This window comes from Parabacteroides sp. HGS0025 (assembly GCF_000969845.1).
GTDB lineage: Bacteria > Bacteroidota > Bacteroidia > Bacteroidales > Tannerellaceae > Parabacteroides > Parabacteroides gordonii.
Map to the genome: position 1 here is coordinate 4417251 of NZ_KQ033902.1, position 21015 is coordinate 4438265.

The following is a 21015-nucleotide window of genomic DNA, read 5'->3' on the forward strand; positions in this document are numbered from 1 at the left end:
CGGAAAAGTAACACTAGTATTTATGCAAACGGCATTAACTAAATATCTATTCCACCTCACAGGCATACTGTTACTGGCTGCCTGTTTTTCCTGCAATCAATCGGCATCAGACTTAAAACGGATACTGGTTATTCAATCATACGAACCGGAGTACGACGGATATATTGGTACAGAACACAAAATACTCCATGAATTCAAACGAAATCACATAAAAACGGATATTCGGACTTTTTATCTGGATTGTGAGTCATACATGGATAAAGAAGAAAAAGCTAGAATTTACAACTATCTGGATTCACTTGACGGCTGGCGCCCGGATATAGTTCTGACATATGATGATCAGGCATGTTATTCATTTATGAATAGTGACCATCCGCTATCCAAACAAGTTCCAACTATTTTCGCCGGCGTTAACTATCCAAACTGGAACCTGCTGAAAAAACACCCCAATATAACCGGCTATTGGGATCGCCCGGAATTTCTGAAAACAATCAAAATGTCAGAAGATATATACGGGCCTATGAGAATTAATATCTGGACAGACAACACCTATCTAGGAAAGCAAACAACCGGTTCTTTTCTCAATGAGCTAAAAGCACAGGGCATAAATTATGTTGCTGGCTATCATTTCACGGTAGACGATAAAAATCAATACATATTAACTAAAGACAGTTCCCTGATAATAGAGAAAACAGTACTTAACAAACCGTCAAAAACATACTATGCACTAACCAATGGGCGGGAAACAGAATCAGCCCAGCTATTATGGGCCTTATCCGGATTAGCCCGCTACTCTGTCTTCGTACAAAGTAAACGTGATTTTACATCCAAACGACTGGGGCTATTTTCCAGTGCACCTACTATCACCGTAATCAACGAAGGTTTTGGATTAAAAGAAGGTTTACTGGGAGGTTACATTACACCTTATCACGCACAAATCGAACTCTCTGTAAAAACAGCCAGTGAAGTGTTACGCGGAAAGCCACTCAGTAGTATTCCCATTACAAAAAGTCCAAAAGAATATCTGATCGATTGGGAAGAAATGGTTCGATGGAACATTCCTCTCAACCAAATACCCGGCAACTATCAGATCGTCAATATGCCTTTTTTCGAAAAATATAAATCTCATATCATATCTTTCGGTATCTGTATAGGTATAACAGTTATTTTGCTCATAATATACCTGACCTATCTTTACCTGCGTGAAAACCGTAATAAACAACAAGCACAGGAGAGTCTGAGAAAAGGAGAACAATTCCTGTCTTTGGCATTAGCCGGGGGAAATGTCTTCGCTTTCCAGTTAAGAAACAATAAGTTCTATTTTGACAGGGACTTCTATACAGCTGTAGGTTTAAAGGAAAATCCTTTCAGCATAGAGGAATTCCGCAGTTATATCCTCCCTCAACATTTGCATATATTCAATATGAATATAGAAATGGCCATATCCGGTGATTTAGAAAATAATATCTCGCAAATACAATGCAAATTCAATGATAAGGATTATCAATGGTGGGAATTCAGATATACATATAATAAACAGGATGATTTCTTTAGCGGCCTCTGCCTGAATATCCAGCGAGGAAAAGAAGCAGAGCAGGAACTGATCTATGCTAGACAAAAGGCAGAAGAATCGGACAAAATGAAATCGGCATTCCTTGCCAATATGAGTCATGAGATACGGACTCCGCTGAATGCGATCGTAGGATTTTCAAACATCATAGCAGAAGAAGATGTCGAGCTATCATCCAGTGAGCGCAATGATTTTCTGAAACTGATAAACACCAATTCCGACCTTCTTTTAAAACTGATAAACGATATCCTGGACTTGTCGCGTATTGAGTCAGGCAGAATGGAGTTTTCGTTCAGCGAATGCAACCTATCAGATCTGATGAATAATGTTTATCAGACCCACAGATTACTCATGCCGGAGGGTGTCGAATTAAAAATAGAAAAACCGGAAGAAGCAGTTATGCTGAATACCGACAAACACCGCCTGACACAGGTCGTAACTAATTTCATCAACAATGCTTCCAAATTCACCAGAAGCGGATATATCAAGATCGGCTATAGTTATAACCCTAAACGACTGGCTGTAGATATCTTCGTTGAAGATACGGGAATCGGTATTCCGAAAGAAAAACAGAAGGCGGTATTCGAACGTTTCAATAAGCTGGATGAATTTGCACAAGGCACAGGATTAGGATTAGCTATATGCCAGGTCATCATCCATCGTTTCGGAGGAGTCATAGAACTGGAATCAGAAGAAAACAAAGGAAGCTGTTTTACAATATCACTGCCTTTAGTTATCTCATAAAAAAGAGCGGCTACCGGAACAAATCCGATAACCGCTCTTTTTTCAATCGTTCTATCATTCAGAGAATCGAAAAAGCATCTGCATCCTTCCACGCCGGGAATTTTGCGCGTAACTCTTCAAGCTCACTCTTACTTAAGGTGCAGGTACGTGTTATCTCTTCACGTTTGCCGGCATCCGCCAGTTTCTTTCCTTTCGGTGAAAAGATCATGGAATCTCCCCGGTACGTGAATCCTTTACCATCTATACCCACCCGGTTTACACCGCAAACATAAGCCATATTCTCAATAGCCCTGGCCGGCAATAATGCTTTCCATACCTTTTTACGAGGTTCAGGCCAGTTTGCGACATAGATCAATAAGTCATACTCATTCTTTACATTCCGGCTCCATACCGGAAAACGGAGGTCATAGCAAACCTGCAAACAGATATTCCAGTCCCTGTAGGTTATGATCGTGCGTTTATCACCGGCAGTGAAATGCTCGTCTTCACCAGCCATCCGGAACAAATGACGCTTGTCATAATAATATTCCTCTCCTTCGGGAGTAATAAAAAAAGCACGATTAAAATACTTTCCGTTTTCTTTCGCAATGAAACTACCGGCGACAGCCAGATTATATTTGCCGGCCCATCCCTTTATAGCCGGGATAGTAGGGCCTTCCATCGTATCAGCCAATCTTTCCACTTCCATGGAAAAACCGGTTGTAAATGTTTCCGGAAGTACGGCAATATCCGTCTTTCCGCTTACACGCCGGAGTAACTCTCCGTAATAACCAAGATTCTCGTCTCTGTCTTCCCATATAATATGGGACTGGATCATGCTGATACGTAAACTGTCTGCCATAATAGTAAATTAAACTTGTACGAAATTCTCCGGGTGACAAGCTGTCACATCCCGATAATGTTCGCGAATTGTATGAATATCTTTATCTACATCTCCGGTCGGATAAAACAATCCCTTCACTCCGACTTCCTTCTTTGCATAGTCGAAATAAGCGATCATAATAGGAACCCGTGCCTTCTCTGCTATATAATAAAAACCTTTTTTCCACTCCTCCGTTCTTTTACGTGTTCCTTCCGGTGTCACAGCCAGCTGAAAAATTTTACGCTCGTTAAACACCTCAACCATCTGATCGGTTACCGAAGTCCGTTTATGTCGGTCTACAGGTACACCACCCAGCCACGAAAACAACAGATTGAACGGGAAAAAGAACCATTCCTTTTTGATAAGAAAACTGGCGTTACGCCCTAATGCCGTATAAAATAACTTACCGACAATAAAATCCCAGTTGCTGGTATGCGGGGCAACGCATATCACGCACTTAGGCACATCTTCGCTTATTGGCCCCAGTTTCCATCCGGTCATGCGAAGAAGTGCCCTACTGATAGCTTTCTTCATTTATTTACTTTTCTTTGCTTAGCGCTCCTATTTCGTCTGCAACGGCGTTTACTTCTGTCTGCAAATCGACTCTGAGTTTACGATAATATTCTTTTACTAGTGTCTTATTCTCTTTCGCATCCGGAGTACCGGCACGACGGATAAATTCATCCTGCATATCAAGTATTCTTGCCATCAGCGCATCAGCTTTATCTTCATTGATACCAGGAATAAAGAGTTTACACACTAACACCTCAGAAAATAACTCACCAGCCACATAACTGATTTCTTTCTTCAAAATTCTTCTTTTAGCCATAACATTTGCATTTAAATATCCACAAATCTACGAATTACTTCATTAAATAACTCATACACCGGGCAAAAAATATAAAAATAATGTATCTTTGCACCTTCGAATTCTCTGATTATAAACAAAATCGTTTATGGATACAAAGACAACAACGCCAGAATATCTCTTTGAAAGCAGTTGGGAAGTCTGTAATAAGGTGGGAGGAATCTACACGGTACTTTCTACAAAAGCACATACATTACAACAGATGTTCAACGATAAAGTGATCTTTATCGGACCCGATGTATGGGGTAAGACAAACGCCCCTGATTTTATTGAAGATGATACTCTGTTTGCTGATTGGAGACAACATGCAAAAACCATTGACAAACTAAAGATGAAGGTCGGCCGCTGGAATGTACCCGGTACTCCTCCGGTTATACTCGTCGACTTCAAGCCTTTTTTCAGTGAGAGAGATGCTTTCTTCTATTCTATGTGGGAAAACTTCCGCGTAGATTCAATGCATGCTTACGGTGATTACGACGAATCCTGTATTTTCGCCTATGCCGTAGGTAAAGTAATTGAAAGTTTCTACAACTTCAACAACCTATCAGACCAAAAAGTAACAGCACTGTTCAACGAATGGATGCTGGGAATGGGAGCGCTTTACATACAAAAGCAGATCCCCGCTATCGCAACCCTGTTTACGACACACGCCACCTCCATAGGTCGCTCTATTGCCGGAAATAATAAAGCATTATATGCTTATATGGAAGGCTATAACGGAGACCAGATGGCCAAAGAGCTGAACATGGAAGCCAAACATTCTCTGGAAAAGCAGACGGCCCATTACGTGGATTGTTTCACTACCGTTAGTGACATCACAGCCCTTGAATGTAAGCAACTGCTCGATAAAGCACCGGACATCGTGACACCGAACGGTTTCGAACCGAACTTTGTTCCGGAAGGAAAAGAATATACAAAGAAACGTGCAGAAGCCCGCCAAACGTTGATCAATGTAGCCGAGAAGTTACTGGGATGTTCCATCTCACCGGAAGCATTGCTCGTTTCAACCAGCGGACGTTATGAATACCGTAACAAAGGGATCGACGTTTTCATTGAAGCAATGAACCGCGTACGTAATTCAGGAGAGTTACAACGTGAAGTCGTGGCATTCATTATGGTTCCCGCCTGGGTTCGTGACGCACGTGCAGACCTGAAAGAGGTTATCGAGAACGATATCAAGACGACTTCTCCCCTGCAAATGCCTTTTATCACCCACTGGATGAACCTAATGGATCAGGATAAGGTTTTAAATTATATTTCGCACGCCGGATTCACCAATCAGGCAACCGAAAAGCTAAAAATAATATTTGTTCCCTGTTACCTGGACGGACGCGACGGTATCTTCAACAAGCCTTATTACGATCTGTTGATCGGTATGGATGCTACCGTATATCCGTCATACTACGAACCTTGGGGATACACCCCGCTGGAAAGTGTTGCCTTCGGCATACCGACAGTGACAACCAACCTGGCCGGATTCGGCCTTTGGGCTGAAAAGAGTGTATCCGGAAAAAACATCAGTGATGGAGTAGCCGTAATCGACCGGACCGACTTCAATTATTTCGATGTTGCTGATGCTATCACGACTTCCATCCTCTCACTTGTTAAAAAAAGCAATAAAGAGGCGGGAGAAATACGTAAACGCTGCTTTGAACTGGCAAAAAAAGCCGAATGGAGCAAGTTTATCGTTTACTATCAAACGGCATTCAGCGAAGCTCTGAAGGCTGCAGCCAAAAGAAATTGTTAAAAATATCTCATTATTAACAAGATAATTCTATCTTTGCAGCGTTTTACATATTATTTCAAATTGAAACACTTTAAATTTCACGATAATGAAAATCAAAGCGAATAACGCAAATAGTCCGATATGGCAGGACGTTTATTCACATTCGATGCTCCCGGAAGCACTACAACCCCTACACGAAATTGCTACCAATCTTTGGTGGGTATGGAATCATGAGGGAGCTAAATTATTTGGAAAACTAGACAAAGACCTGTGGGTCTCAACGGAAGGGAATCCGGTTCTCCTACTCCAAAGCTTATCTTACAAGCGTATTGAAGAAATTCAGGCAGACAAAGTATTGATGGCCGAAATTCAGGAAGTTTACGCCAACTTCAGAAAATACGTCGACAAAAAGCCGGATGCAACAAAACCTTCAGTAGCCTATTTCAGTATGGAATACGGTCTGACAAACATCCTGAAAATCTATTCAGGAGGTTTGGGTGTTCTGGCCGGTGACTATTTGAAAGAAGCCAGCGACAGCAATATCGACCTGACAGCAGTCGGTTTCCTGTACCGCTACGGTTACTTTACCCAAACTCTGTCTATGGACGGACAGCAGATTGCCAACTACGAAGCACAAAACTTCAACACATTGCCTCTTACACAGGTTATGCAATCCAACGGCGAACCGATGGTACTGGAAGTTCCTTACCCCGGCAGAACCGTTTATGCCCATATCTGGAAAGTAAGCGTAGGCCGTGTGCCTTTATATCTGATGGATACGGATATCCCCCAGAACAGCGAATGGGATCGTTCGATCACTCACCAGTTATATGGTGGCGACTGGGAAAACCGTATGAAACAGGAATACCTGTTAGGTATCGGTGGTATCCTGATGCTGAACAAGCTGGGTATCAAGAAACAGGTTTACCATTGTAATGAAGGACATGCTGCCCTTATCAACGCACAGCGTCTGGTAGACTATATCCAGAATGACAAACTGACTTTCAACCAGGCGTTGGAAGTGGTACGTTCTTCTGCCCTTTATACAGTACACACTCCGGTTCCTGCCGGACACGACTATTTCGACGAAGGCCTGTTCGGTCGTTACATGGGTGAATTCCCCGGCAAGCTGGGTATCAGCTGGCAGGAATTTATCGATATGGGACGCGAAAACCCGGGTTCAAACGAAAAGTTCTCCATGAGCGTATTTGCACTGAATACCTGCCAAGAAGCAAACGGCGTAAGTTGGTTGCACGGTAAAGTATCACAGAAGATGTTTGCTCCGGTATGGAAGGGATACTTCCCCGACGAACTTCACGTTAGCTGGGTAACCAATGGCGTACACATGCCGACATGGGCTTCTACCGAATGGAAACGTTTCTTCAACGAACATTTCGACAAAAAATTCTTGACAGATCAGTCTAACAAAAAGTACTGGGAAGCCATTCAGAACGTCAGCGACGATGAAATCTGGGATCTTCGCAAGACATTAAAGAAGAAACTGATCGAATACATCAAAGTTCAGTACAAACAAAACTGGTTGAAAAACCAGGGCGATCCTTCAAAGGTTGTGTCTGTACTCGAAAAGATCAATCCGAACGCATTGCTGATCGGTTTCGGTCGCCGTTTCGCTACTTACAAACGTGCTCACCTGTTGTTTACCGATCTCGACCGTTTGGCTAAGATCGTTAACAACGAGAAATATCCGATCCAGTTCGTATTTACAGGAAAAGCTCACCCGGCAGACGGTGGCGGACAGGGACTGATCAAACATATCGTCGAGATCTCCCGTCGTCCGGAGTTCCTGGGCAAGATCATCTTCCTCGAAAACTACGACATGCGTCTGGCACGTCACTTGATCGCAGGTGTGGATGTTTGGTTGAACACGCCGACACGTCCGTTAGAAGCATCAGGTACATCTGGTGAAAAAGCCGAAATGAACGGTGTCCTGAACTTCTCCGTACTCGACGGTTGGTGGTATGAAGGTTACAAAGAAGGTGCAGGTTGGGCTTTGACCGACAAGCGTACTTACGAAAATCAGCAATATCAGGATCAGCTGGATGCTGCAACTATCTACCATATTCTGGAAACAGAAATTATCCCGACTTACTATGCAAAGAACAGTAAGGGATATTCTCCGGAATGGATCCAGTACATCAAGAACTCCATGTCACAGATCGCTCCTGACTACACAATGAAACGTATGCTGGATGATTATGTGGATCGTTTCTACAACAAACTGGCTACCCGTTCTTCTCATCTGCATGAAAACAGCTTCGCCGAAGCAAAAGCGATCGCTGCATGGAAAGAAGAAGTGGCTCAGCACTGGGACAGCTTCCAGGTCGAATCATTCACCTGCAGCAAAGACCTTTCAGTAGACGGTCCTGTAGTAGGCCAGGAATATTCATTCAATCTGGTGATCGACCGTAAAGATCTTCAGGGAATGTTAGGTGCTGAAGTGGTTGTAACGAAAGAGAATACAGAAAATCATCAGCTTGAACTGCTTTATACGAAACAGTTTGAATTGAAGAAAGAAGAAGGCTCTAAATTATTCTTCGAATTGAAGACAACACCGAGCGAAGCTGGTAACCACAAGATGGGCTTCCGCGTTTACCCAGTAAACAAAGAATTGCCTCACCGTATGGACTTTGCATATATTCGCTGGATTCAGTTATAAGAAACAATTCTATAACAGATATGAAAAAAGGATGCTCCGGAGACGAAGCATCCTTTTTCGTTTGTATCAATATCCCGGGTTCTGTGTCAGATTACCATTCAGGAACAAAATATTCTCAGGAATAGGGAAAACGGTCGTATAGCCACTCCCCTCGTCCGGCAACTGAGGACGGCTACTATATGCCCGGGGAAACAAACCGAAACGCACCAGATCCTGCCGCCGCCATCCTTCCCAGGCAAATTCAAGCTGGCGCTCCGCCAGTATATTATCCAGCGTAGCACGTCTGTCGGCCATACCGACCCGCGAACGAACTTGATTCAGTTCCGCATCCCCATTCTCACCGTTACGAACCTTCGCTTCACTTTTCATTAATAAAACATCGGCATAACGGAATAAGACGATATCGTTATCCATCAGTTTACCGTCTTTGGTTGCCGTTTTGTCGATAGCGTATTTCTTCATACGGGCACCGGCCACTTTCTCATACGTTTTCCCCGATACATCCAGATCGACCGTCCAGGGTAGATATTCCAGTACAACCCCATTGTCCAGACGGATGGTATCCCCGTTCAGGTCGAGCATAATGCCGGCAAAATAACACTTGTCGAAGCGGGAGTCTACCGAACCGGTACCATATCCGAAGGTGCGAAGCGCTTCTTTAGTGGCAGAAGATCCGTTCTCGCCCGATAACCCATACGCTTTGGCATGGTTATAATGGCGGGAACGGAATAAGTATTGCATCTGGTTCGTATAGAAATTCTTATCCATCGGAATGGTAAATATATTCTCTACGGAAGTCTCGTTGAATACTGAGAAGTTTTCTTCATAATTGCGGGAAAGCTGATAACCGAGTGCAGTGATGGAGTCGCAGTAGGTAACCGTTGTTTGCCAGGCATTCAAGCGCTGTCCGCCTACTTCAAAGAACAGGCTCTTCCCATCCGGACGGCTGCCGCTTGTCCAGTCGTTATCCGTATAGACCTCTGCATTCAATGCCAGTTTAGCCAACAGGAAATAAGCTACCGGACGAGTCATCCGGCCATAATAATCCCCCAACTGGTTACTCCTTTCCGTACTCAGCAGCGGCAACGATTCCTGCAATTCCTTTACAACAAAGCTGAACACTTCTTCGCGGGTACTCTGTTTCACTTCCTTCATCGGAGTAGAAGAAGATAATACCAGCGGCACACGTCCGAACATATCGACCAGATAATAGTAATACATGGCCCGGAAAGCCCTGACTTCCGCCATATAAACCGGTATATATTTATTGTTGGTTTGTTTATAGAACTCATCCAGCCGTTCGAGCGATTTATTGCTTAATACGATCACCTTGTACAAATATTCCCAGGTTGCCCGTATCGCATCACTGTTGACACCCCATTTATGAAGGAACAATCCTTGCCAGAAACCGCCGTCATACCAGTCGCCACCCCGGGTCGGCAAGATTGCCTCATCGGTAGTAAATGTATTCAGGTCGTAAATTCCCCGGTAAGTACCCTGCAATCCCTGGCTATCGCTGTAACCTCCTACATAATTATAAAGTGTCGCCACTGTATTCAGGTACGCCGAAGTGGCATTATCATAAGCATCCTCTTCCGGTATCTGATCCCTCGGGTTCTCTTCCAGGAATTTACTGCATGAGAGAAGGGCAAAGCCACATAATATACAGGAAAGTAAAATTAATTTCTTCATCATGATAAACGATTAAAATTGAAAACTCAGGCCAACAGTATAAGAGCGGTAAACCGGATAATTCCGTTTATCGTCTATTCCCAGCGTGTTATAGACTATATAACTGTTAATCATAGGCGTAAGGCCGGAGTAACCGGTGATCGTCGCCAGGTTATTCACGGAACACGACAGTCGCAGGCTCCGTACATACTTCTTCCATTTACCTAACGGCACATTCCAGCCGACAGTCAGGTAATCGAAATTGATATAATCGCCTTTTTCCAACCAGTAATCGGTAGCCGTCTGGTCTTTGATATTCTGCCCGGGTGCACCCTGCATGACATTGTAGTCAGGAAAGCTGCCCATATTCATATAGGTAAGCGAAGTCCCGTTATAGATCTTATGCCCGAATGCCCCGTTTATCTGCAAGGATACATCGAAATGCTTGTACCGGAAACTGATATTCGAACCCAGCATGGTTTTAGGAGTTGCCTGTCCAGCAATATAACGGTCTTCGCCGTCCTCAATATTCACTCCTCCCCCGTTCAGGTTGGCAATCTCATATTTATAACTACCATCCTCCTGCTGCGTCAGTCCTGTACAATGAGGGAGATAAAAGACACCCAAAGGCTGCCCGACAACCTGGTAGACAATATGATTATATCCACCGTGGAAGCCTGCACCATTCAGATCCGAGATACTGGTATATTCCGGGGCAGACATCTGTTCCCCTTTATACATTCCGCTCAGGGACAATAATTTATTCTGCTGGAACGTCACATTCACGTTCACGCTCAGTTCCATATCTTTCGTCTGGAGAGGAGTGACACCAAATCCCAGTTCGACACCGCTGTTACGCATGGAACCGAGGTTTGCCAGCAACTTATTATAGGCGAACGGCGGGACGCTCACATCATAGAGATAAAGCATATCGCTCGTCTTCGAATTATAATAATCGAAGGTAAAGAGCACGCGGTTACGTAAAAAGCCGACATCTATACCGGCATTCACCGTACGCTTCACCTCCCACTTCAGGTCGGGGTTGGCATTCCGTATCACCCCCATCGTCACCGTCGGAGTACCACCGGAAGAGACTACCCCGTTAGGCTTGACCAACTGAAGGGAATTATACGAATCGATAGCATCCTGATTTCCCGACAAACCGTAACCGGCACGCACCTTCAGGTTATTCATAAACGTGAACTGCTTCATAAAATCCTCCTCGCTTACCACCCAGGCAGCGGAGACGGAAGGAAAGAAACCCCATTTATTATTCTTTCCGACCTTCGACGAAGCATCCGCACGTGCATTGACCGTGGCTACATACCGCCCGGCATACACATAATTCACACGTCCCAGGAAAGAGCTCAGGCGAGGATCTTCATAATAAGAATTCGTTCCTTCCCACAGGCGCACTGCTCCTGCTTGCAGATTGTTATAGCCGAACTTATCGGACGAGAAGTTCGTTACAGTCGTATAGAATCCGGTCAGTATGTTCTTCTGTGCTTCCGCCAGGCCAAGCGCATCCAGATGATGCTTTCCCCAATCGTTCGAATAACTCAGCATCAGGTTACCCAGCAGGTCTTCCATCTTCCTCTCCCCTTTATAGGCTTGTCCATGCGCCCATACCGTGGTCGGCAGATACTGGGAATTATCTATTACATTATAGGTATAAGAACCGAAAGCGGAAAACTTCAACTGCTTACTCAGCCTGACCGTAAATTTCAGATGCGTATTAAAGTGCGCATTCGAATCATCGTCTTTCACCTCCAACCAGGCCAACGGATTGGTGATCTGGCTGGCATTGGTAACACCGTTCCACGATCCGGTCTGTTCGTCCCGGTGGTTGGGAAAGGTCGGATTGAACGCTGCCGCCGAATAAAACGTCTTTTGGATATCATTCAGGTAACGGTTCTTTTGCAGGGAACCGAAAACACCCATATCTATTTTCAACCGGTCGCTGAAAGCCTTTTGCGAAATATCCAGTTTAACGGTAAAGTTCTGCATATCATTTGTCCGTACCACCCCGTCGCGATCCACCACACCGAGGGATGCACGATAGTTGGATGTTTCAGAGCCACCGCCCAGAGCGATATGATGGTTCTGCACGATCCCGACACGGGTAATCTCATCGGGGAAGTTCGTGTTATAGCCCAAGTCCAGGATATCGATATTCCGTTCATTGGCAACCGCGCGGAAGTCGTCGCCCGAAAGCATCTTCATATTCTTATAAACCGCTTCCACTCCGAAACTACCATCGTAACTGATACTGAACGCACCGCCTTTCCCCTTCTTGGTTGCCACTTCGATCACACCGGAAGCACCGCGCGAACCATACTGTGCCGTTTCGGAAGCATCTTTCAGGATCGTGAAGCTCTCTATATCCGCCGGATAAATGGAACTAAGCGTACTCAAATCGGAAGAAACCCCGTCGATAATGACCAACGGATCATTACCACCGGTCAGGGAAGTTGTACCACGTACCCGGACAGAAGTCAGGGCGGCTGCCCTGTTCGTTCCCGGAGAAATACTGACACCGGCCGACTGGCCGCTTAACGCATTCAGCGGATTGGATACAAAACCTTTGTTCATCCGCTTTTCCGATACCTTATCGACAGAACCTGAAATGGTACGTTGGTTGCCCGTCGCATATCCCACCGATATCTCCTCATCCATCTTCACCGTATCGGGAACGACAGTCTTTATCGAATCAGGCAACAACCGGGCCACTTGCCCCCGGCCTTCCCAGGAAGTGATGAATAATAAGCCTGTAGAGAATATTACAACTTTCAAATAGGAATGAAATAACTCAGCCATAGACATATCGATTTAAGATTATGAAACCCCTTTTATTAAAAACTATCCATCAACAACGATTGTTCATGAAACCGGAAATGTTTTCGAAGGAAACCTATACCCCATTTAGCTATAATTAATAATCATAGCCGATAAATTATTTACGGAAATATTTCTTTATTCAGCAATACATTGTACCTTTGTCCTCGTTAAAAACAGGAAGTATTATTATAAGTAATAACATATAAAACTTATTATTATGTCTAAAGTAACAGTTGTTGGCGCCGGTAATGTAGGTGCTACATGCGCAAATGTTCTTGCCTTCAATGAAGTGGCAGACGAAGTTGTAATGCTTGATGTAAAAGAAGGCGTATCCGAAGGTAAAGCAATGGATATGATGCAGACAGCTCAGCTGCTGGGCTTCGATACTACATTGGTTGGCTGCACAAACGACTATGCAAAAACAGCAAATTCTGATGTTGTTGTTATCACTTCAGGTATTCCTCGTAAACCGGGTATGACTCGTGAAGAGTTGATCGGTGTAAACGCAGGTATCGTTAAGAGTGTAGCAGAAAATCTACTGAAATATTCTCCGAATGCAATCATCGTAGTTATCTCTAACCCGATGGATACAATGACTTATCTGGCATTGAAAGCACTGGGTGTACCTAAAAACCGTATCATCGGTATGGGTGGTGCTCTGGATAGCTCTCGTTTCAAATATTTCTTGTCTCAGGCTTTGGGATGCAACGCTAACGAAGTTGAAGGTATGGTAATCGGTGGTCACGGCGATACTACAATGATTCCGTTGGCTCGTCTGGCTACATACAAAGGTATCCCTGTTAGCAAACTGTTGAGCGCTGACAAACTGCAGGAAGTTGTTGCTTCTACAATGGTTGGTGGTGCTACACTGACTAAACTGTTGGGTACTTCTGCTTGGTATGCACCGGGTGCTGCCGGAGCATTCGTTGTTGAATCAATCATCCACAACCAGTGCAAGATGGTTCCTTGTTCAGTTTATCTGGAAGGAGAATACGGCGAATCTGATCTTTGTATCGGTGTTCCTGTTATCCTGGGTAAGAACGGTATCGAAAAGATCGTTGAACTGGAACTGACAGCTGAAGAAAAAGAATTGTTCGCTAAGAGCGCTGTAGCTGTTAAGGGCACAAACGCAGCTTTGAAAGAAGTAGGTGCATTATAATCAGTAAACAAACTCATTGATTATATAGGAAAGAGGGTAGCTCCGATGGGGCTATCCTCTTTTTACTTTTAATTACCTGCTAAACAGTGATTTTACAGGATCATAAATATTACAATTGTTCTATTTCTTCATCGGATAAACCGGTGCACTTGGCGATTACTTTAATATCGACTCCCTGCCTTTTTAAATTCGCAGCAATCTGACGTTGCTCCTCTGCTTTCCCTTTTTTCAGACCTTTCTCTTCAGCCTCTTCCACTGCATATTCCAAAGTATTGCGCCAGTCGCGGTAAATCTTCAAGTTCTCTTCATAGACAGCCCGTTCGTGAGAGGTCATTGCATCCAGATTAGCCACATCAAGCAGGCGTTTGAAGGCATCATTTTTCTCCTTAAACGGAGACATATCAAATAAATTCATATTCTTCAATATATAAACTATATTTTCAAGAGGCGTTTGACATTCCTCTTTACTTAAATTAAACAGGTCAAACGAAAGATAAATCTGCTTCAGTTTAACCTCACCGAAAGCTTTACCTGTTGCTTCATTAGCCAGCACCACGTCTGTACGCCAACTCTGAAATTCAGGTAGACTAAAGTTCAGCAGATAGATGCCATATACAGGAAGCAAGCTAAACTTCCAGTCAGAACCTATCTCTCCCTGACGGGAGACCATCCGACAAATATAATAAAACCCACGATTAAAGAAGTAACGTTGGGGGCAATTCTGCATTTCAAGCACAAATTTAGTTCCGTCCACATCTTCACAAAGAAGATCGAAGATCACTGTGCGTTGTTCTATTACTTCCGGTTGGATTTCTTTATCAAGATAGGTCAGGTCTTTTACCTGATGTTCGCCTTCAAGAACGGCATTGATAAAGTCGATTGCTACTTGCTTTTTACCAAATACGGTTTTAAAAGCCTTGTCTAACATAATGTTTACGTACTTTTCCATATGTCAATGGTTTTATTGGTTTATTACCTAATAACAGGCAACGGGACAAATATAGACATTATTTATATATTTCAACATCTAAAGGTGTTTTTTATTTGTATCCGGCAAAAACAAAACTTCCCTCCGATTGAACAATCTATACAATAAAAGTTTTCTAAAATAAATCCTTCATTTATTCAGGATTGTTGGTATTTTACTGGTAATCATACTTGTATGGCTGAAGGAAAATAATTTTGCTGAAGGAATTCTCTTGAATGTTGATTTTTTTTATTCAGAAACGATAACTTCCGATAGTATAAAAAGAACGAATAGCCTCCGGCCGATTATCTGTTTGTATATTGTATTCTACCGCATAGGTAGTGACCTTCTGGCTCAATTGTCCTTTCTTCTTTTCCGTTTGTCACTTGTCGAACGCTTGTTTGTCAGCTGTCAAACGCTTGTTCGACAATTGTGATATAAGCGTTCGACAAATGACAAACAATAAAATAGTACTAACTTGCATGATAATAGTATACTATATATCCTGTTATTACTCATTACTCCAGTCTCACTCTTCGCCTGAAGGAATGGACTAAGAATGGTATTGATTTTAGGCAGGAATATGAAGCATTAATCCAAAAACAAAGCCGTCTCCTTCATCTAAGTAAAATTTCCTTCAGCCTTAAATACAAGATGTTCAACTATATATCCTCGGTGCTGAACAATTGAAGGATTTATTTTGGAAAACTTTTTTATGAAGGATTGGAGATACGATTATTGTTGATATCCGCCCTTTCCGGCACGGCTTCTTATTTCACTCCCTCAAATATACGAAAAGGGAATAATATTATTCCTATCTTTACGCACTCAAGATAAGCTAGTATTATATGCCTGAAAAATCAATACATTGTGAGACGATAAAGAAACTTCAAGAAGGTTCGTATGAGGCTTTCGATACATTATATAATGTATACGCCGACTCTCTATACGGATTTGCCCTATTGCATACCAAGTCGACCGTACAAGCTGAAGATATTGTTCAGGACACTTTCCTCAAGCTGTGGAATATGCGGGAATCCTTATCGGTGGAAGGTTCTTTTAAATCCATGTTGTTCACCATCGCGAAAAACCATGTAATAGATATTTTCCGCCAGCAGGTGAACCGGGCAAACTTTGAAGATTACATCGCTTTCTGTGAGGACGAAAACTTACTGGATAATACCTCCGTCGAGAAAGTCTACTACAACGATTTCCTCGAAAAGCTAGCGATCGCCAAACAAAAACTGACACCCGCCCAACGCAACATCTTCGAACTGAGCCGTGAGGAAGGGATGAGCAACACCGAAATAGCCGCCGCCTCGAACCTGTCCGAACAGACGGTAAAGAACCATTTATCCGCAGCGTTGAAAGTATTACGTGTCGAACTCGGCAAATACAACTTCCTCTTTGCCCTCTTTATTTAAGCATAAACAAAATATGTTTTAGAACACATCAAAATAGCTGGTACTATTTTGGTGCTCTTTCGTGTAACTATAAACGATCAAGAAAATATGACTGATTTATTCAACAAATTATATTCTCAATTCTTAAATGGAAATACCAACAGGGAACGGTTCAAAGACTTCAAGGAGTCTTTGAATCAACTCCCGGATACCGAACTGGCCAAAAGTATGGAAGACTTCTGGCAGGAGAACGATCACTTTCCGGCAATGGATGCACAACGCAAACAGGATCTCCGTAACAAGCTCCACGAACAAATAGTACCTCAACAGAAAAAGACATTTGTACAGTGGTACCGAATCGCGGCAGCTATCGCCGTAATTACTCTGCTCTCCGTTACCGGCTGGAATATCTCTGTTATGCAGAAACAGCCATCCGGTGAGCCTTTCCTGGCGGAAGTCCCGTCCGGCAACAAGGTACAGTTGACATTGCCGGATAAAAGTGCCGTCAAATTAAACTCCGCCAGTAGCTTATCATACACCTACCAGAACGGCAAACGTGTTGTCAAGCTGACCGGTGAAGGTTATTTCCATGTATCTAAAGACAAGGAACATCCTTTTGTCGTACAAGTGGGAGATTTAAACATCGAGGTACTCGGTACCAGTTTCAACGTTCACTCCTGCGAAGATGACCACTCTGTCGAGACCTCCCTGATAGAAGGATCCATCCGTCTTTATGACTCCAGATATCCGTCGGAAACATTCATATTAAAGCCCAACCAGAAAGCGGTCTATTCCAACGACAGGAAAATAAGCCTGTACAACACAGACAATCTGAAAGAAACAGCGTGGACGCGCGACCACCTGGTTTTCGAATCGGAAAAACTTAGCACTGTGTTCCATAAAATAGAACGCTGGTATGGTGTAAAGATCGAATTATTGTGTCCCGAGATTGCAGGCGACCGTATCTCGGGCTCGTTCAAGAACGAACAGTTGCCTTATGTGATGGAAGCATTGAAGATACAATACGGGTTCGATTATGAAATAACGGGCAACAACATCACAATCAACAAGTCGAATAAACTTAATAAATAGATAAGCCTATGAAATGACGTAAATCATCAGTTATCAAGCAAATAGTATTTTTATTAAACTTTTAATTATCCACTTAAATCTAACTTTTGTAATCATGAAGCAAGTGTTTTGGAGTATCGTACTCCTGTTCTTCTGTTCTACAATGTATGCACAGGACATTTCGCAAAAGATATCGATGAATCTGCAGAATGTCACATTGAAAGAGTTCTTTAATAAGATAGAAACTCAAACATCCTTATCCGTCGTTTACCGGGATATAATATTAAGTGAAAATCCGGATATAGCAGTTTCCGTCACAGACCGTCCTTTAAAGGATGTCTTAAATCAAGTACTGGAAAAACATGGTCTTTCTTACAAGGTCAGCAACAAGACAATCGTAATCGTTAAAGCTCCGGCTAAGACCTACAGCAAACAAGCAGAGAAGACGATCACCGGTGTTGTTCTCGATGAAACGGGCATACCTGTTATCGGGGCCAACGTAGTGGTAAAAGGTACGACGAACGGAACAATCACCGATATCGATGGAAACTTCTCCCTTACTACCGCTTCCGGCGAGTCTTTGCTGATTTCCTATATCGGCTATCTCCCCGTCGAAGTAAAAGTATCCGATGCCAGCAAAATAGATGTCTTACTGAAGGAAGATGCACAGGGATTGGATGAAGTCGTGGTGGTAGGTTATGGTACGGTTAAGAAAAGAGACCTGACCGGAGCCGTTGCTTCCGTCAATGCAGCGAAGATCACGGCAGTACCGGCCACTACGGCATCGGAAGCATTGCAGGGACGCATTCCGGGCGTGGTCGTTTCCAATTCCAACTGGTCGCCGGGCTCTACTCCCAGTGTAATGATCCGTGGTAAACGTTCTATCACCGCCAGCAACGATCCGTTATATGTAATCGATGGTGTGCCCGTTACCGGTGGCATGGGAGAGATCAGCCCGTCGGATATCGAGTCGATGGAAGTATTGAAAGATGCCTCTGCAACAGCCATCTACGGAGCCCGTGGTGCCAACGGTGTTATCCTGATCTCAACGAAACAAGGGAAGTCCGGCAAAACCCAGATTGACTACAACGGTTATGTGGGCGCACAAACAATTTTAAACCAACTGGATTTATGGGATGGCGGCGAATATGCCGAGTATACCCGCGAAGCTTACCGCAACACGGCAAACAACTCGATCCGTTATAACTCAGACGTTGCATCCAGGGATCAGGATCTGGTTTGTCCGGGCTTTACCCGCGACCCGTCGATCATGGAGTCTGTCATGATGGGTTGGGGCGACAATGGTGTTTATGATCCGTCCCGCGTACGTACCACGCATTATATGGATAACGTGACCCGTACCGGTATGGTTACCGACCATCAGCTGAGTATTCGTGGGGGTGGCGAACGAACCAATTTCCTGGCTTCCGCTACCTATAATAAGAACGACGGTATTTTCAAAGATGAAGATTACGAACGGTATTCTATCCGGTTGAACCTGAACCATGAGATCAATAAATATGTGAAGATCGGTGCACAGACACAGTATTCGCATGCTACCCAGCAACGCGGTTCCGGACTTGCCAGTGGCTGGCGTTTAAGCCCGTTGGCGCAGTTGTGGGATGAAAAGGGAGAGCTTATTCCATTACCCGGCTCTTATAATGTATATAATACGATGATGGATCTTGTTCCGGGTGCCGTCGACCGTCCGTTGAAAACGACTCGTTATCTGGGTAGCTATTTCCTGGATGTCAAACTGCCGGTTGACGGATTGAAGTTCCGCTCGAATCTGGGTATCGATTCACGTACCGTACAGGATTACGAGTTCAGATCTGCTAAGACCAGTAACCGGGGTATGGGCACTTCTTATGCCAGAAACGGCGTTGATAAATACACGATGTTTACTTTGGAAAACATGCTTTTCTATGATAAGACATTTAATGACAAACATACGTTGGGTGTGACTTTGTTACAGTCAATCCAGGAAGACAAAAAAGAAAGCGTCAATGTCGCAATGGAAAACCTGCCGTCGGATAATCTTAAATATTATGACCTGGGATCGGGACTGGTGACCAACAAGATCGAGAGTTCGATGGTCAAATGGAATATGGCCTCCTTCATGGGACGTATCAATTATAACTACTTAGGACGTTACCTGCTGACTGTTTCCGCCCGTTACGACGGTTCTTCCCGTTTGGCAGACGGTCATAAATGGGTTCTTTTCCCTTCCGCAGCTTTGGCATGGCGTATTAACGAAGAGTCTTTTATGGCTCACACATCCGGTTGGTTGGATAACCTGAAGTTAAGACTCGGCTTTGGTAAGACCGGTAACTCGGCCGTAGACCCTTATCAGACAAAAGGCCGCCTGACATTGATCAGATACCCGTTCGATAACGGCGCATCGGGTACCATCGGTTATGCTCCCGATATCATGGCAAACAGTCTGCTGACCTGGGAAACGACCGACCAATGGAACCTCGGTATCGATTTCGGAATTTTAAAAGGACGCATCAACGGTACGGTTGACCTGTATATGCAGAACACACACGATCTGTTGCTGAAACGCCAGTTGCCGGTTGTTTCCGGTTTCCCCAACGTTTTGTCGAATGTGGGTAAGACACGTAATAAAGGGATAGAAGTGTCCATCAATACCGTGAACATCGATACGAAAGACTTCCAGTGGAGTACGGATTTGATGCTGTCGTCAAACAAGGAAGAAATAGTCGAATTGTATAATGGCAAGAATGATGATATAGGAAGCAAATGGTTTATCGGTCAGCCTGTAAACGTACATTACGATTACAAAAAGGTCGGTATCTGGCAAAACACTGAAGCAGACCTTGCCGAAATGGCGAAGTTTGCAGCCAACGGTACAGACTTTGCTCCGGGGGATATCAAGATCGAGGATGTGAACGGTGACCATAAGATAACGGATGCCGACAAGCAAATCATTGGCAATCCACGTCCCAAACTGATTGCCAGTATGGTAAACACCTTTAATTATAAAGGCTTCGACCTGTCTGTCTTTTTATATGCAAGCCTGGGGTCCATGTTGTATAATGATATTTACGCAGTGGAACATTGCGGACGCAACGGTGGCGTGAAAGTGGATTACTGGACACCGAATAATCCAACGAATGCCTATCCTCGTCCCAGTATCGACGAAGAACGCCCGATCTATATCACATCCACTTATTACGAAAAGGCCGATTACCTGCGTGTAAAATCAATGACGCTGGGATATACCCTGCCGAAAGATTTGACGAAGAAGTTCCTGGTAGAGAAACTGCGTGTTTACTTCACCGCCCAGAATCCGTTTATTTTCACCAATTACACAGGTATCGATCCGGAAGCGGCCAAAGTGGACGATGCGGGTAATCCTAAAACAGACGGTAGCGGCTTCGGCACACCGAGCGTTAGTTCCTGGGTCTTCGGTATCAATTTGACTTTGTAGTTTAA

The 21015-nt window shown here is 43.9% G+C and carries 13 protein-coding genes; 7 read left to right on the forward strand and 6 right to left on the reverse strand.

The features are described 5' to 3' along the window. Positions 1-22: 22 nt before the first annotated feature. Entirely contained in the window at positions 23-2314 is a 2292-nt protein-coding gene (locus tag HMPREF1212_RS17150; RefSeq protein WP_046150148.1) for a sensor histidine kinase, read from the forward strand. Positions 2315-2372: 58 nt separating this feature from the next. Here the strand turns inward: HMPREF1212_RS17150 and HMPREF1212_RS17155 are convergent, their stop codons facing one another. Genes HMPREF1212_RS17155 through HMPREF1212_RS17165 form a run of 3 tightly spaced genes read right to left on the reverse strand, consistent with a single transcriptional unit; the run spans position 2373 to position 4005 of the window. Then, positions 2373-3155 carry an amidohydrolase gene (locus tag HMPREF1212_RS17155; protein ID WP_046150149.1) on the reverse strand — a complete coding sequence of 261 codons (783 nt, stop codon included), beginning with the start codon at positions 3153-3155 and terminating at the stop codon, positions 2373-2375. 9 nt (positions 3156-3164) lie between these two features. Then, on the reverse strand, positions 3165-3710 hold the full coding sequence (locus HMPREF1212_RS17160; RefSeq protein WP_046150150.1) for a lysophospholipid acyltransferase family protein: 546 nt from the start codon (positions 3708-3710) through the stop codon (positions 3165-3167). Positions 3711-3714: 4 nt separating this feature from the next. Then, complete coding sequence (locus HMPREF1212_RS17165; RefSeq protein ID WP_028728605.1) at positions 3715-4005, reverse strand: hypothetical protein; 291 nt, start codon at positions 4003-4005, stop codon at positions 3715-3717. Positions 4006-4132: 127 nt separating this feature from the next. Here HMPREF1212_RS17165 and HMPREF1212_RS17170 point away from each other — a divergent pair, with 127 nt between their 5' ends. Next, positions 4133-5791 carry a glycosyltransferase gene (locus tag HMPREF1212_RS17170; RefSeq protein WP_028728606.1) on the forward strand — a complete coding sequence of 553 codons (1659 nt, stop codon included), beginning with the start codon at positions 4133-4135 and terminating at the stop codon, positions 5789-5791. A gap of 85 nt (positions 5792-5876) precedes the next feature. Then, the gene (gene glgP, locus HMPREF1212_RS17175; protein ID WP_046150151.1) at positions 5877-8447 is read left to right on the forward strand and encodes an alpha-glucan family phosphorylase; all 2571 of its coding nucleotides are present in this window, start codon (positions 5877-5879) and stop codon (positions 8445-8447) included. Positions 8448-8513: 66 nt separating this feature from the next. Here glgP and HMPREF1212_RS17180 read toward each other — a convergent pair whose 3' ends face one another. Continuing rightward, complete coding sequence (locus tag HMPREF1212_RS17180) at positions 8514-10139, reverse strand: RagB/SusD family nutrient uptake outer membrane protein (protein ID WP_046150461.1); 1626 nt, start codon at positions 10137-10139, stop codon at positions 8514-8516. A 12-nt stretch (positions 10140-10151) separates the two neighbouring features. Beyond that, positions 10152-12935 carry a SusC/RagA family TonB-linked outer membrane protein gene (locus HMPREF1212_RS17185; RefSeq protein ID WP_052725023.1) on the reverse strand — a complete coding sequence of 928 codons (2784 nt, stop codon included), beginning with the start codon at positions 12933-12935 and terminating at the stop codon, positions 10152-10154. Positions 12936-13173: 238 nt separating this feature from the next. On the opposite strand from HMPREF1212_RS17185, the gene mdh reads away from it, so the two are divergent. Then, positions 13174-14115 (forward strand): malate dehydrogenase, encoded by a 942-nt coding sequence (gene mdh / locus HMPREF1212_RS17190; RefSeq protein WP_028728610.1) that lies wholly within the window; start codon positions 13174-13176, stop codon positions 14113-14115. A 109-nt stretch (positions 14116-14224) separates the two neighbouring features. On the opposite strand, the gene HMPREF1212_RS17195 is transcribed toward mdh, so the two are convergent. Beyond that, positions 14225-15064 (reverse strand): Rpn family recombination-promoting nuclease/putative transposase, encoded by an 840-nt coding sequence (locus HMPREF1212_RS17195; RefSeq protein ID WP_046150152.1) that lies wholly within the window; start codon positions 15062-15064, stop codon positions 14225-14227. Between the two features lie 866 nt (positions 15065-15930). Between HMPREF1212_RS17195 and HMPREF1212_RS17200 the strand changes: the two genes are divergently transcribed. The 3 genes from HMPREF1212_RS17200 to HMPREF1212_RS17210 all read left to right on the forward strand — a co-directional run bounded on the left by HMPREF1212_RS17200 (position 15931) and on the right by HMPREF1212_RS17210 (position 21010). Then, positions 15931-16506, forward strand: coding sequence for an RNA polymerase sigma factor (locus HMPREF1212_RS17200; protein WP_028728612.1), 576 nt, complete (start codon positions 15931-15933; stop codon positions 16504-16506). Between the two features lie 87 nt (positions 16507-16593). Further along, entirely contained in the window at positions 16594-17577 is a 984-nt protein-coding gene (locus HMPREF1212_RS17205; protein WP_046150153.1) for a FecR family protein, read from the forward strand. A gap of 94 nt (positions 17578-17671) precedes the next feature. Then, a complete protein-coding gene (locus HMPREF1212_RS17210; protein ID WP_046150154.1) occupies positions 17672-21010 on the forward strand; it encodes a TonB-dependent receptor in 3339 nt (1112 codons plus the stop codon). Positions 21011-21015 lie beyond the last annotated feature (5 nt).